The sequence below is a fragment of the Mucilaginibacter sp. P5_A6 genome (assembly GCF_056400585.1).
This window is the reverse complement of record NZ_JBFUKZ010000003.1, coordinates 277,688-292,302: the sequence shown is the minus strand read 5'-3', so window position 1 is coordinate 292,302 and position 14,615 is coordinate 277,688. Positions and strand designations below refer to the sequence as shown.

15 protein-coding genes are annotated in these 14,615 nt (G+C 41.8%); 6 read left to right on the top strand and 9 right to left on the bottom strand.

Annotation, left to right across the window (positions count from 1 at the left end):
- Positions 1–2: 2 nt before the first annotated feature.
- Positions 3–1,676 (bottom strand): ArnT family glycosyltransferase, encoded by a 1,674-nt coding sequence (locus AC1DO4_RS05530; RefSeq protein WP_477413677.1) that lies wholly within the window; start codon positions 1,674–1,676, stop codon positions 3–5.
- Positions 1,677–1,878: 202 nt separating this feature from the next.
- Between AC1DO4_RS05530 and AC1DO4_RS05525 the strand changes: the two genes are divergently transcribed.
- Positions 1,879–3,120, top strand: a complete 1,242-nt coding sequence (locus tag AC1DO4_RS05525; RefSeq protein WP_477413675.1) for an alkaline phosphatase family protein — start codon at positions 1,879–1,881, stop codon at positions 3,118–3,120.
- A 108-nt stretch (positions 3,121–3,228) separates the two neighbouring features.
- Entirely contained in the window at positions 3,229–4,077 is an 849-nt protein-coding gene (locus AC1DO4_RS05520; RefSeq protein WP_477413673.1) for a metallophosphoesterase family protein, read from the top strand.
- A 77-nt stretch (positions 4,078–4,154) separates the two neighbouring features.
- Here AC1DO4_RS05520 and AC1DO4_RS05515 read toward each other — a convergent pair whose 3' ends face one another.
- The 6 genes from AC1DO4_RS05515 to AC1DO4_RS05490 all read right to left on the bottom strand — a co-directional run bounded on the left by AC1DO4_RS05515 (position 4,155) and on the right by AC1DO4_RS05490 (position 9,716).
- The gene (locus tag AC1DO4_RS05515; protein ID WP_477413671.1) at positions 4,155–5,117 is read right to left on the bottom strand and encodes a Gfo/Idh/MocA family protein; all 963 of its coding nucleotides are present in this window, start codon (positions 5,115–5,117) and stop codon (positions 4,155–4,157) included.
- Between the two features lie 355 nt (positions 5,118–5,472).
- Positions 5,473–6,540: a hypothetical protein gene (locus AC1DO4_RS05510; protein ID WP_477413669.1), complete on the bottom strand. Its 1,068-nt coding sequence runs from the start codon at positions 6,538–6,540 to the stop codon at positions 5,473–5,475.
- A gap of 121 nt (positions 6,541–6,661) precedes the next feature.
- Complete coding sequence (locus tag AC1DO4_RS05505) at positions 6,662–7,552, bottom strand: class I SAM-dependent methyltransferase (protein WP_477413667.1); 891 nt, start codon at positions 7,550–7,552, stop codon at positions 6,662–6,664.
- A gap of 189 nt (positions 7,553–7,741) precedes the next feature.
- A complete protein-coding gene (locus AC1DO4_RS05500; RefSeq protein ID WP_477413665.1) occupies positions 7,742–8,095 on the bottom strand; it encodes a four helix bundle protein in 354 nt (117 codons plus the stop codon).
- 140 nt (positions 8,096–8,235) lie between these two features.
- On the bottom strand, positions 8,236–8,988 hold the full coding sequence (locus AC1DO4_RS05495) for an ABC transporter ATP-binding protein (RefSeq protein WP_477413663.1): 753 nt from the start codon (positions 8,986–8,988) through the stop codon (positions 8,236–8,238).
- On the bottom strand, positions 8,985–9,716 hold the full coding sequence (locus AC1DO4_RS05490) for an MlaE family ABC transporter permease (protein WP_477402009.1): 732 nt from the start codon (positions 9,714–9,716) through the stop codon (positions 8,985–8,987). The genes AC1DO4_RS05495 and AC1DO4_RS05490 overlap by 4 nt, the downstream gene beginning before the upstream one ends.
- 209 nt (positions 9,717–9,925) lie before the next feature.
- On the opposite strand from AC1DO4_RS05490, the gene AC1DO4_RS05485 reads away from it, so the two are divergent.
- From AC1DO4_RS05485 to AC1DO4_RS05475, 3 genes are all read left to right on the top strand, one after another.
- Positions 9,926–10,630 carry an SDR family oxidoreductase gene (locus tag AC1DO4_RS05485; protein ID WP_477413661.1) on the top strand — a complete coding sequence of 235 codons (705 nt, stop codon included), beginning with the start codon at positions 9,926–9,928 and terminating at the stop codon, positions 10,628–10,630.
- A gap of 277 nt (positions 10,631–10,907) precedes the next feature.
- Entirely contained in the window at positions 10,908–11,504 is a 597-nt protein-coding gene (locus AC1DO4_RS05480; RefSeq protein WP_477413659.1) for a PspC domain-containing protein, read from the top strand.
- A 4-nt stretch (positions 11,505–11,508) separates the two neighbouring features.
- Positions 11,509–12,507: a LiaI-LiaF-like domain-containing protein gene (locus AC1DO4_RS05475; RefSeq protein WP_477413657.1), complete on the top strand. Its 999-nt coding sequence runs from the start codon at positions 11,509–11,511 to the stop codon at positions 12,505–12,507.
- Positions 12,508–12,600: 93 nt separating this feature from the next.
- On the opposite strand, the gene AC1DO4_RS05470 is transcribed toward AC1DO4_RS05475, so the two are convergent.
- Entirely contained in the window at positions 12,601–12,906 is a 306-nt protein-coding gene (locus tag AC1DO4_RS05470; RefSeq protein WP_477413655.1) for a HigA family addiction module antitoxin, read from the bottom strand.
- 246 nt (positions 12,907–13,152) lie between these two features.
- On the opposite strand from AC1DO4_RS05470, the gene AC1DO4_RS05465 reads away from it, so the two are divergent.
- Positions 13,153–13,854 (top strand): carboxypeptidase-like regulatory domain-containing protein, encoded by a 702-nt coding sequence (locus tag AC1DO4_RS05465; protein WP_477413653.1) that lies wholly within the window; start codon positions 13,153–13,155, stop codon positions 13,852–13,854.
- A gap of 73 nt (positions 13,855–13,927) precedes the next feature.
- On the opposite strand, the gene AC1DO4_RS05460 is transcribed toward AC1DO4_RS05465, so the two are convergent.
- Positions 13,928–14,551, bottom strand: coding sequence for an NUDIX hydrolase N-terminal domain-containing protein (locus AC1DO4_RS05460; RefSeq protein ID WP_477413651.1), 624 nt, complete (start codon positions 14,549–14,551; stop codon positions 13,928–13,930).
- Positions 14,552–14,615 lie beyond the last annotated feature (64 nt).

Genomic DNA, 14,615 nt, shown 5'->3' with positions numbered 1-14,615 from the left:
TTTTATTTTTTTGACAAATTGACAATGGCCACTTCCATGTTATACAATTCTTTATCGCGTGTGGCTTTGTTTAAAAAAGCAGGACTGAGGCGGGTGACAGGGTATGATTTAAAAGTTTTAAGCACTTTAATATCCCACCCTTTATTAATATAGGTATGCACTACATCGGCATTGGTATAAAGCAGCACCGGGCCAGGCAGACTGCCTGTACTATCAGGGTTGATTTCGGTAAAGGGAGCATCCAGGTAAAAGTTTAAATCGTCATGAAACTGACCTGCAGCTATATAAACGGGCAGTTTGCCGGGGTTGTTATGGTTTATCCACATAGCGGCCTCGCTGCCCCCCTGGTAATGCAGCAACGATGGGTAAAAGCACAGGTTAAGGTACAGGTTAACGGTAAAGGACACCAAAAGTGTGCGGTATATGGTTTGTTGCATTCCTGCTGATATTTTTGAGGGCAAAAATATCAGCATCAGCAAAAATGCTAAAATGATGGGTACTGTTGGCCAGTTAAACGTTTCGGGTTTGAAAAAGTATTCAAGCGTGCTCACTATAACTACAAGCAGTATAATAACCACATTTTGCGTAACGCGTACTGCTTTAATGCTTTTTAAGGATTTTAGCTTATCAAGATATTGCGCTGTAATAATAGCGAAGAAGGGGAATACGATATTAAGATAATGCGGCAGCTGAAATTTTGATGCTGAAAACAGCAGGAAGGTGATCAACGATCCGCAGATGCAATACCACTCCTGTGCCTGTACATTTTTAGCTCCTTGTTTGATGAACTGAAATATAGCTGCAAACAATAAAAGCGACCATGGTGAAAATGCCCATAGCAGGGTATGGATAAAAAAGCTGGGGTCGCCGCTTCCTTTGATGGGGCCTGTATTAAAAAAACGGCCAAACTGACTATCCCAAAAAAAGAATTTAATACCTGATACACCGGTGTGGCCAAATACCACCTTTTCGGGGTGCAGATCAAACTGCCGGTACAGGCTCCAGATCTCGGGCAAAATAAACACCAGTATCAATAAGGCAGCAAATAGCCATCGCCAGGTAAAAAGCTGTTTCCACTGCCTGGTGATAATCAGATGGCCCGCAACTGCGCCGCCTATGGTAATAAGGGCGAACATACCCTTAGTCATGAGCGCACAGGCTGTGAACAGGCTGGCCAGTATTAAATGCCAGAAGCTGTTACCAGTTTGGGCTTTATAAAAGTGATAAACCGCTGCAATGATTAGCCCGGTTAAATAAGGCTCGGCACGTACATCGGTGTTGGATAGGATAATGTGCTGCGCAGTAAGCAATATTAGTACCGACCAAAGGGCTATTTGTTTACTGTAGAGGTTTTTTGCTAATTGATAAGTATAAACGGCTCCCATCATCATAAACAAAATACCCGGGAGCTTATAAGCCCATGTTTTAAACCCGAAGCATTTAAAAAACAAACTGGTAACCCAAAATGGAAAATGTGGTTTATCCAGCCAATCGCCGCCCCAGGCAAACAGATCGCTGTAATTGTTGCGCAAAACCATGTTTTTAGAGATGGTGGCATACAGGTTAGCATCGGGGCCTATAATGGTTGTAAACAACCCGCTAAAATTTATAACAACCGCCATACCGATAAACAGGTAAAGCCATTTGGTTTGATTTGCGGTGCTGTTGAGATTCATAAGGTAATTGCTGTAAAGATAAATAGAATTGTAGGAGGTGCGAGAATCGAGATTGAATTGTCTGTCGCTGTACTCGTCCCGTTACAAGGTGCTGGTAATATTTTTTGCATTCGTTGGCTTTTACTACAAAATCAAAAAACATAACAATTTATTAACCCGGCAATTTTTTATTCATCTTAGCTTAGCGCTTTATATTTCAACAATGCAAAACCTTGTTAAATTATTCCTTTTTGGCCTGCTGTGTACTGTGGTTATTGGGGTAAAGGCCCAATCCCGTATAAAAAAAGCTATTTTTATTATTGCTGATGGGATTCCTGCTGATGTGATCGAAAAATTGAACACGACCAATCTTAAGCAGATTGCCGCACAAGGTGCCTATCTGAGGGCACACGTAGGGGGCGAAAAAGGTGGTTATTCGCAAACGCCTACTATTTCTGCCAATGGATATAACAGCTTGCTTACTGCTACATGGGTAAACAAACATAACGTTTGGGGTAATGATATTAAAGCGCCAAACTATAATTACTGGAACATCTTCAGGATGTTTAAAAATGCTTATCCAGGTAAAAAGACCGCTATATTTTCGAGCTGGACGGATAACCGCACAAAGCTCATTGGCGATAACCTGCCCGAAGCAGGCAGCGTTCACCCGGAGTATGCTTATGATGGCTTTGAACTGGATACGGTAAAATTTCCGCATGACAAGGCCGGTAATTATATGCACCTGATAGATGAGGAGGTTGCAGCATCAGCGGCATTATGTATTAAGGATAAAGCGCCCGACCTTTCCTGGGTGTACCTGGAGTATACCGACGATATGGGGCATAAATATGGCGATAGTCCGCAATATTATGAGGCCATTGAGAAGATGGATGCGCAGGTTGGCCGTATATGGCAGGCTATCCAATACCGACAGAAAAATTTTAAGGAGGATTGGCTGATATTTGTCACTACCGATCATGGCCGCGATGAGCAAACAGGCAAAAATCATGGTGGCCAAAGTACGCGGCAACGCAGCACCTGGATGGTAACAAATTACAAACCGCTTAACAATTACGCCAGATACTATACCCCGGGCATTGTGGATATTAGCCCATCAATCAACAACTTTTTAAATGTAAAAGTACCCGAAGCACAGTTACGGGAGATGGATGGTATTTCGCTGATTGGTCCTATATCAGTCGCTCAGCCCGAAGCCAATTTAGTGCAGGGCGCACTTGATGTAAGCTGGAAAGCTATGGATGCTAAAGGTAAAGTAAAGATATGGGTAGCCGCTGCAAATAATTTTAAGGAAGGTAAAGCTGATGAATATAAGCTGTTAGCCGAAGTGCCTGTTACTGCGGAACATGTTTTGGTCGATGTAAAAAATATGCCATCCGGGTTTTATAAGGTATGTATTGAAGGGGAATTGAATACGGTGAACAGGTGGGTGATAGTGAAGTAGGATTTTTGGAGCAAGGATTTTCGGACAAAGGACGAAGTTATCTAAACCATTACAGTTTAAGATGACTTCATATTTTTTTAAATATTAACGCTTAATTTTATATAGATCATGGGCACACGGCGGGATTTTATTGGAACCAGCCTTACTGGTATAGCGGCTTTAACTTTATTGCCAGCTGTTAACTCTTTTGCAAGCATTGGTAATAGTTATAGGCGGCAGCATAAAGCAAAACTTAAACTTCGTTTTGCGCTGGCATCTGATATTCATTACGGGCAGCCCGGTACCGATTTTACTGCCAATACCGGCAATATGGTAAAATGGCTTAATGAGGATCATGCTAAAAATCACCTGGATATGGTGATTGTTAACGGCGACCTGGTGCATAATCGTCCCGATTTGCTGCCCGAAATTAAAAGCACTTACCTTGATAAATTGAGTGTGCCTTACCATACTATTCCTGGTAATCATGATTTTGCTGATGCCTCTGTTTGGAAGAAGAGCTTTGGTTACGAGGATAAATATACTATAGAATTTGGTGACATCGCTTTTGTACTGGCCAATACTGCCGATACAAAAGGCGTTTATGTGTGCCCCGATAATTCCTTTATCAAAACATCGCTGGATAAATTTGCCGGCAAAAAAATTGTATTTGCAATTCTGCATATCCCGCCAATAAACTGGACTAAAAATGATGTTTTTACCGATTGCCCCGAAACCATTGAGCTGCTGCATAACTACCCGAATGTAAAGGCCGCTTTTCATGGTCACGATCATTTGCTGGACGGCGTGCGCTATACCGGCAACAAATTCCCTCATTTTTTTGATTCGCATATAGGAGGTAATTGGGGAACCGATTACAAGGGATACCGGATAGTTGAGGTAGATGAGCAAAATGCCATTTATACTTACCAGGTAAATGCCAGCCAAAACCCGGTGCTCAACTCCAATAAATTTTAATAGGGCAAAACAGGTTTGAATTTGAATGCTGTTTTGGCTGCCGGTTTTACAAACAAGCTTTAAATTAATCTTTATTACTATTCTCCCGGATATTTTAATCCAACCTGCGCCCGCGCACGGTCGATCATATCAATCATTTGCCGCGACATCTGGTGGGGGATGATGGGGCTTTCTGTTGCACCCGATCTGATCAGGTCGCAAAAATGTTTTATCTCGTAATTCAAGCCTCCGGCGGTAAATGGCTCATTGAGCTCTATACTTCGGCCATCCAGGTAATCAATAGTTGCGCGGGCCGGGTTCCACCAGTTTTTATGGATGGTTACGTGGCCAAGCGGACCAGCGATGAGGGCGTCGCCCTTGCCATGCAGGTCAAACCCGGCATATAATTGCGAATAACCACCCGCGTGCAATGTTTGGAATATAGCAAACATATCGATACCCGTTTTGCCAAAGCGCCCCATGGTTTGTACTTCCTGCAATTCGCCAAGCCAGTCAATGGCCAAAAAGGCTTCGTAAATCCCTATCCCCATTAAACTGCCGCCAACCAGATCGAGGTTATAATTTGGATGATCGGGCGGGCAATCGGCAACAGCCGATCCGGCGCGCACATAACCCGCCGGGCCAATAGGGTCGGTAGCCAGGTATTCTTTTAAACGGGTGTATAATGGGTAGAAGGGAGGTTTCATACCCTCCATAAATAAGAGCCCGGTTGATTTCACTACTTTCAACACCTCATCCAGTTCGGACAGGTTTACCGTGGCCGGTTTTTCGCAAAGCACATGTTTACCTGCTTTAAGGGCGGCTATGCTATAGGCGGCATGGCTATCGGGCAGGGTGGCAATATAAACCGCATCAACATCGCCTGCCAGCAGCTCATCTAAAGTATAACAGGCCTTGCCACCATATTGCGCCACAAAATCATCGACGGTAGCCGCCCGGCGCGAATATGATGCCACCAGCTCAACACCCTCAACAGCGGCAACACCCTGCATAAAGCGGTGAGCGATGCGGCCGCAGCCTATAATTCCGAATTTGATCATTTTTTTAAGTCTGTAGTTCTAAGTCGTGAGTCTTAAGTCCAAAGCTCTAAAAAGCTGTATAAAAATGATTTATTAATGTTTTTATACTTCTAAAGAAGTACATATCCACGCGTCATTGCGAGGTACGAAGCAATCCCCACCTTACAGGGTAGCTTTGCAAATCCGATCTGTATAGTTTGGGATTGCTTCGTACCTCGCAATGACGGTTCGTTTTTTATTTTTAGACAGCCGCTAATCCAGTAATTTAACTCAGATTCAAAAGTATACTAAAACTAAAAAGTCCCAACTCAAAAATATAAATATTCCTGACCTGAGACCTTTACTTAGAACTTAAGACTTCCGACTTAAGACTTATTTATTGGTACTGAATATAAATAGGGTACGGTTTGTACCTGGATAAAACCTCCTCTGGTGTTAACATATGGTGAGGGGCTTTCTTGATGTCGTTTTTGTAAAACAATTTAAAGCCTGTAAACTGTACCGGCTCCTGGTTAATGAAGTAGCGGTAAGTACCGGTTTTAAGGTCGGGTTCGCCCCAGCCGTCCATATCCATAACTAATTGTACTTCTTTATGCAGTTTGATGTTTTTGTAGTTGGTCACCATTTTTTTGGTGAAACGGTGTACTACCAAAATTTTAGGTGGCAAACCGTTTTTTCTTACAATTTTTGCAAGGTAGTCTGATACGTAATTGATATCAGCTGCGTCATAGGTGCCTATCTTTTTGCCGGGTTTGCTGCCATCTTTCATTGAAAACTCAGGGTCCATACCAAAATGAACCTGTGGCATTGATAAGTATTTTTCAAATAATGGTAACTCTGCCTGTATGTTGCTTAAGGCTACCTGTACATCTAAAAATACAATGGCATGTGCTTTTTTTGCTAATACCAATACACTGTCAATTTGTTTAAAAGGCATGCGGTAACGGAATTTTCCGTCTTTGCCGCCATCACCCTGTGCTACTACAGCAATGTAGTGCAAAGCGGGTTGCACCGGTGTTTTAGGATCGGCTTTTTCCCAGTGCTTTACCTCTCCCTTTAATTTGGCAAGCATTTCTTTTGGCGGCAATTCGCCCAAAATGCCCATTTTTTTTGAGTAAAGATTGCCGTAAAAAGCAACTACGCGTTTATATGGTAAAATAGCGCCGCCTATTGGGTATGGTGTATTTTTAACAGGCCATCTGCCGGTGGTATCACCATGGGCATTAAACTTTAATAAAGTATCATATTTTGCCTTATCTATAGGAGGATAATCTGATTTTTTTACGCTGAGCGAATCTGCTTCTTCGGCTTTTGCCGAATCAGTTTTAGCAGCTGTTTTCTTACTATCTGTTTTGCCGGCACCATCGCTTTGCGAGCAGCCAGGTAATAGTACAATGGACGATAAGAGCAGGGTTGCAGATAATAGGACGTTTTTTAATTTCATGTGCGTTTATGTTCGGTAAGTGGCAGGTGTGCGTAAGTTGTATTTTAATTTAAACTAATTTTCAGCTACTTATAAAGCAACCAAAGCAGGTTTAGTTTGAGGCAAATATAAATATTGATAATTAATTACCTTTAACTTTATGAAACTTTCCGAAAACGCCCAATGGCAATTTGGGGCCAGCTGTGGCCTGCAGGTAAAGTTCGCCAATCTCCAGGTTTTGCACTTTAGGGTAGGCGCTTTTAATCAGATTTTCTATTATTACCGATGAAAAACCAAGCGAATAGGTGTTGAGGATCAGGAAATGTTCTTCAGGATCCAGCAGTTGGATCACATCGGCCATCATCTCGTTGATGTTATCTTCCAGTTTCCATTTTTCGCCGTTCGGGCCATTACCATAAGCCGGTGGATCAAGGATGATGCCATTGTATTTTTTGCCGCGTTTAAGTTCGCGTTTTACAAATTTAAGCGCATCCTCAACCACCCATCGGATATTGCTTAAGCCCGAGATCTCCTGGTTTTCGTTAGCCCATGTAACCACCTGTTTAATGGAATCCACATGTGTGGTATCGGCACCCGCGGCCTGCGCTATCAATGATGCACCGCCGGTGTAGGCAAACAGGTTTAGTACTTTTGGCTGTGGTGTTTTAAACCGTTTTATATTTTGAGTAATGTAATCCCAGTTTACGGCCTGCTCGGGGAAGATCCCAAGATGTTTAAAAGAGGTTAACCCCAGGCGGAACTTGATAGCGGCATCGTTATTTTTATACTCGATGTGCCAGCGGTCGGGAGTTTTTGGGTCTTTTTTTATCCAGTCGCCCGCTGTTGCAGAGCGGCCTTTAAACTTTATGTGGTGTAAACGCTGCCATTCGGCAGGAGGGAGGCTTTTGCTCCAAACCGCCTGTGGTTCGGGGCGTATAAGTACAGTATTCCCAAAACGCTCCAGCTTTTCAAAATCGCCGCAATCAATCAGCTCATAATCTTTCCAGTGCGTTGGGGTAAGTAATTGAATCATTTTTTAGTATCAAGTAGTTAGTATCAAGTATCAAGACAGCTGTACTTGTGTGGCGCAAATTTAGTATCTTTTTTTGGATAAGAGATTTGCTAATCCAATTGCCTTATTATCAATCTGATCAAGGTCTTGAAATTGTGACTTTTGCTATCCCCCAAAAAAATCTTACTACTTGATACTAACTACTTGCTACTAGTTAGCGAGGCTTTTTTGCAGGCCGTAGATCATCTTTTGAATATCGTTGATCTGTATACAGAGGCTATCTAATGTTTCCTGGGTTAGATAATTAAACTCTTTGGCGATAATAAACTGGGTTTCCAATTCAAAAGAGGACCCCAAAGCAATGTTTAAGAATTGATGTAATTCTTTATTCGACTTTCTTCCACAACCTTCTGCAATATTGGATGGTATTGAAATAGCTGCACGAACCATTTGAGAGATTAATCCATACTTTTCTTCGGACGGAAATGTTCTGCACAATTGAAAAGTAGTTTTGGATACCTCAATGCCAGCTTTCCATACTTTTAACTCCTTAAAATTGTGCATATTGATTTAAGACATCTGCTCTTGTGTAGCATAAATTTCTCATTGTCACGCCGATCAAAAATCTTGCTATTTGATATCAACAACTTTCTCGTTGTGGCCGATTAAAAATCTTGCTACTTGATACTAACTACTTGATACTATTATAATTTCGCTTTTGCTGCCCTCATGAACTTGCTGGCGAATACAAAGTCGTTAAGTTCTTTGTTATCGGTGTGGGCAATTTCTTTGTTGCTGCCCTCCCACCATTTTTTGCCCTGGTGCAGGAACAAAATATGATCGCCAATACCCATTACCGAATTCATATCGTGGGTAACAACAACCGTGGTAATCTGGTATTCATCGGTAAGTTCGCTTATCAGGTCATCAATCAGGATGGAGGTCATAGGGTCGAGGCCCGAGTTGGGCTCATCAACAAACAAGTACTTGGGTTGCATGGATATTGCCCTGGCTATGCCCACACGTTTTTTCATACCTCCTGAAAGCTCGGATGGGTACAGTTTATTTTTACCTGCCAGGTTAACCCTTTCAAGGCAGAAGCTGGCCCTGTCTCGTTTTTCGGCCCTGGTTTGGTTGGTGAACAGGTTTAGCGGGAACGTGATGTTTTCTTCAACTGTCATGCTATCAAACAAGGCCGAGTTTTGAAAAAGCATCCCGATGTGGGTGCGTATAGGCACGCGTTCCTCAAAACCCATATCGGTAAAGTTTTCGCCATTAAAAAGCACATCCCCTTCGGTAGGTTCATGCAGGCCCACAATACATTTTAGTAATGTTGTTTTTCCCGAACCTGAACCGCCAATGATGAGGTTATTTACACCGGGTTTAAAATTAGCGCTTATGCCAGATAGAACTTCGTGTTCGCCAAATGTTTTATGGATGTTTTGAATTTCTATCATAAAAATAGACGGGAGATTACTAAATCGAACAATAAAATCATTACGCAGCTAAAAACTACACCGCGTGTGGCAGCCTGGCCAACTTCAAGGGCACCGCCTTTGGTATAAAAGCCCTGGTAGCTGCAAATTGTTGTGATGATAAAACCAAACACAACTGCCTTAACTAAACATACGGTGATAATAACAGAGTTAAAACCATCCGACAGGCCAATTATAAAGTCATCGGTAGTAACTTCGCTTGAAGTAAGACAAGCAATGTAGCCACCTATAAATCCTAATAATATAGATACGATAACCAATAACGGGAACATGGTTACACCTGCTATAACCTTGGGCGATATTAAATAGCCCGGCGCGTTTACGCCCATGATCTCTAAGGCGTCAATCTGCTCGGTAACCCGCATGGTGCCTATCTGCGATGCCATACTTGAACCAACGCGGCCTGCCAATACCAAAGATGAAATGGTGGGGCTAAATTCAAGAACCATACTATCGCGGGTAATACCGCCTACTACCGATTTTGCTATCAGCGGACTCACCAACTGGAAGGCAGTTTGGATGGTTACAGCTGCACCGATGAAAACCGAAATAATCATGATTATGCCTAATGAACCGATGCCCGCCGAAACCATTTCGCGCATTACCTCTGCCCAGTACACTGTGAATTTTTCGGGTTTTCTAAAACTTAATCTTAGTAAAAGTATATATCGCCCTAAACTTTGAATCATAGTTATGTATTAAAAATCGGATAAAATTACATTTTTAAATTTAGCTTACCAGTCGCTATTATTTAATTGCCTAAAATAGGAGCTTTTTGCAAGCTATTATTTTAGCTTGTGTAATTTAGCTTGTCAAATATCAACAGGCATAAAAATCACCCTCAACAATTGGGGGGCTTAAATTAAAAGTACATTCGAAATAAAAACTCATCATCATTATGAAAAATGCCCTTATTACCGGTTCAACAAAAGGCATGGGCCGTGCTATTGCCATAGCTTTTGCAAATGAAGGATTAAACGTGGCCGTTTGTTCGCGAAACGAAAAAGAATTATTGGAGTTTAAGGACGAACTGCTGCATCATAACCCCAACATTAAAGTTTTAGCCAGGGTAGCCGATGGAAGTAACAAAACCCAATTGCTTGGCTTTGCCGCCGCCGCGCAGCAGGAGCTTGGTTTTATTGATGTGATTGTAAATAACTTAGGCATGTTCACCCCAACAAGTATACTTGATGATGCCGATGATACTTTTGAAAAACAGGTAAATACAAACCTTATGCCTACCTATGAGTTGTATCGGTTTTTTGGTAAAGCCATGCAGGCTGCACATAAGGGTCATTTTTTTAACATATGCTCGGTAGCATCATTAAATCCAATTGCCCAGGCAGGTGCTTATAGCGTAACAAAATACGCGCTGTTAGGTCTAACAAAGGTAATGAGGCTTGAAATGCAGGAACATGGTGTAAAGGTAACCGCAATAATTCCCGGATCGACGTTAACGGATTCATGGAAAGATGCGGTTGTTGATAAAAACACAATGGTTTTACCAGAAGACATCGCATCGGCAATCATCAATATATACAGGATGAGCGCGGGGGCCAATGTGGACGAGATAATCATTAAACCAGCGCCGGGTCAGTTGTAGTACTTTCAAGTCTGTAGTACTAAGTCTTAAGTCTCAAGTCTTTTTTTGTGATTTTTGACTTCCGACTTAGTCAGCAGTACTAAGTCTCAGGTGATTTTCGACTAATGACTCAAGACTTCCGACTTAAGACTTATAGCCCGGAAGTTTCACCGTCAAAACCCGGCAATTCACCGACTTGTTGTACCTGCTAACCTATATTGTATAGGTATTTTTAACGGCCCGCTGTACTTTTATATCATTAAACAAACCCAAACTTGAACGTTATTTAAATAAGATTATGGAAAAGAAGCTTTATCGGGATGAATACCGAAAGAAAATAGGAGGAGTTTGCGCCGGTCTGGCCGAATACTTCGACATGGATGTAGCCATTATACGCGCCTTGTTTTTACTTACATTTATATTTATGGGCACAGGCCTTGCGGCCTACGTTGTACTATGGATAGTGATACCCAAAAGAGGGGTCAACTTTTATAACCCTAATGTTGATTACAGAGTACCACCAGAGCAGCCCTATAATCCTTTTGATAACAGCGGCCCGGTAACACCAGGTGCCCCGTTTGGAGCCATACCGCCAAAAAAATCATCATCAACCGCAGGTGTTATTATTGGATGTGTACTGATATTTTTTGGTGCGTCATTCCTGCTTCACGAACTGCATGTTTTTTACTTTTGGCACATGGCTAAATTATGGCCTGTTATTTTAATAGTAGTTGGTTTGGCTGTCATTGTATCGGGCCAAAAAAAGGAGCCCTGGGAAACAGGCTTTCAAAATACCACTACCGATCAGGAAGTGAAAGCAACTGATGACACCGACACCCTGAATAAGGAAGAGAAAAAAGACGATAATATTACAGACACCCCTCCAACTATATAAAATCATGAAGAGCGATAAATTAATTCCAGGTGCTATCCTGGTATGTATAGGAGCCATATTTCTGCTTCACAACTTTGATATTATTGATTTCCATTGGATGAATATACTCCACCTTTGGCCTATATTTTTAATTATAGGTGGAGTGAACCTGGTTTTTGCAGGCAATAAATCGCCATTGGCAACAATTTTAAAACTTACGGTGGTTGTAGCGGGTTTTGCACTGCTGCTGTTTGGCCGCTTTGGTGATCGTTATAACTTTTGGCCACATAATTTTGTTCATTGGGATAGTAACGATAGCGGCGATGACAATAGTGATGACGACAACAGTGACAGCGACAGCACCAACACCGATCACGGCGTAGTAAAAATTGAAGGCAGCAGTATATTTAATAAAGAATATACGCCCGATGCCAAACTGGCCCGTCTTAACATCAGCGGCGGCGGTACAACTTATACACTTAACGATACCACCAGCCAGCTGTTTAAAGCAGAAACAAAGGAGTTTTATGGTAAGTATGAGTTTAATACCAGTAAGGACGACTCGGTTTATGTTTTAGACCTGAAGATGAAGAATAATAAGGGATGGCATTTTGATTCTGATGACAATAAATCAAACCAGGCCAACATCAAGCTTAATCCAAACCCTATCTGGGATATTTATGTGGAAACAGGCGCAACAAAATTGGATTTTGATTTAACAAAATTTAAAATTAAAAGTGTAACTTTAAAGGGTGGAGCGGCATCATTTGATGTAAAGCTGGGTGCGCCATTAGCAACCACCAATGTTGAAGTGTCTACAGGAGTTTCGGAGGTTACCATCAGTGTGCCTAAGAATGCTGCCTGCAGTATAAATGCAAACACCGGCCTGTCATCCAATGAATTTGCAGGATTTGACAAAAAGAATGATAACACGTACGAAACAGCAGGTTTTGATGCAGCAAAAAACAAAATATATATCCACATGAGCGGCGGAATATCTGATTTTAAAGTAAACAGGTATTAACCCCCCCCCCAACCGTTACCGGGACAATACTAACATATAGCCAAATTTTACCGCCCCATGAAAATGGGGCGTTTTTTGTATATTCCAATTAAGCTACTTGCGAATGCCAAAAACTTTAACCTGCTTAATGTCGAATTTTTTGCGGGCCCGTGCAAGGTCATAGTTTTCCTGGGCGTGCAGCCAAAATTCGGCGGTGGTATTAAACGCCGCACTTAAACGAAGGGCCATGTCGGGACTAATGCTTTGTTTACCGTTAATAATTGCTGATAAAGTTTTGCGGGTTGTTCCCAAACCTGTAGCAACCTGTTCAACAGTTAGTTTTTGGCTTGTTTCTTCCTTTATTCCGTCAAGAGTCTCGCGTATTAATTCGCCTGGATGGGCGGGATCAAACATCTGCATTTTTTAATCTCCTTATTATATTAGCGGTAATCCAAATAATCAACTTCGAAAGATATAGCCGCAAGCCTTTATGGCGGAAGCCAACAATCATTAACAAATGTAACCTGGAACGTGTCGGGTTACAAGTTTTTGAGAAAATTGTTTTTTCACCCTTTTGTAATTAATGCACTACAAAAAGTTAATTATGTTAAATTCAAAACTATTACCGCAAAAAATAGGTTTAATTTACAGCTTGAATCAACGTCTATGAAAATAACATACTTTATATTGGTAGCCTCCCTTTTTATTACAGCAACTGTGAATGCCCAGGATGTACTGAAAGGCACGGTTTATGAAAAAAGCAAAAGCGATAAGCTGGCCAACGTTTTTGTGAAAGATATTAACAACAGGCAAATCACCATAACCGATAAGAACGGTAATTTCAGCATTCGTACCCTAACAGGTCATACGCTAATATTTAACTCACCGGGGTATGTATCAGATACATTATATGTAACAGATTTGCGGCCAAAGCGCGTGGAGATGATATCACAAACTATATCATTAAGGCAGGTAAACGTTACTGCTACCCGCCCGGCTTTTGATCCGCGTAAAGAATACCCTGAAGTTTATACTAAAAGTAAGGTTTCGGTAATGTCGCCGTCTACCTGGTTTAGTAAAGAGGGTAAAGATGCAAGGCGGTTAAAAAGGTATTTTCAGCACGAGGAAGAAGAGCGGCAAATTGATGAAGCCTTTAATGTTGATTATGTAAAAAGTGTAGTTCCGCTGCGTGGTGCCGAACTGGAAAACTTCATGTCGCTTTACAGGCCAACTTATGCATTTCTTAAAAACAACAACGCGCCGTCGATGACAGCCTATATCAACGAATCTTACAAAAAATACCTTGCCCTGCCGGCTAATAAGCGGGTGTTACCAAAGCTAAGTGCCGCGCCTACGAGTTTGCAGTAGCTTCAGTTTACAAATATCAGATAGTAGTTGGTAAATAAATCCGAAATCGAACATCCGAATTTCCAAATCAAAATTAATCCACTTCCGCAATTAAATCTCCGGTAACTATCTTTTGGTACAATAACTCAATCTGGCTTTTCAGGATCCTGTCTTCAGAAAGCTCTGGCAGATTATGGATGTCGAAATATTTCACGTCAAGCACATCAAAGCCTTTGTTAACGGTGGTTGAAATTGCTTTGCAGTAAAATACCATCTTATAAACATAAAAAGGCTGTGGTGGATGGGGGTGCATTTTTTTATCGAATACCGCCAACAACCTGTCGGCAACAACCTCAAGCCCGGTTTCTTCCTGGAATTCTTTAACGATAACTTCCTTCGCGCTGTACCCAACGTCGGCCCAGCCGCCAGGTAAACTCCATTTGCCATCGGCGCTTTCTTTAGCCAGTAATATTTTGTTTTCGGCATTTAATAACAGGCCACGCACATCAACCTTAACGGTAGGATAATCATGCGGCATCGGGAAATTGAATTTTATATCGTCGCTGCCCCAGCCGGTAACATTATCCAACATCCCTATGGCAATGTGTTGTAACTCGGCATAGCGCTCAATATCATATTCGTTTTTGGCGTACAGCAAACCTACATCGGCAACAGAACGCAGGCGTGTAATGAGGGTTAAAAGTTCGGTGTTATTCATAGAAAACTGTCTAAAAAAGAAATGCTAAGTCATCCTGAACTTGTTTTAGGATCCCTCTTGCAGA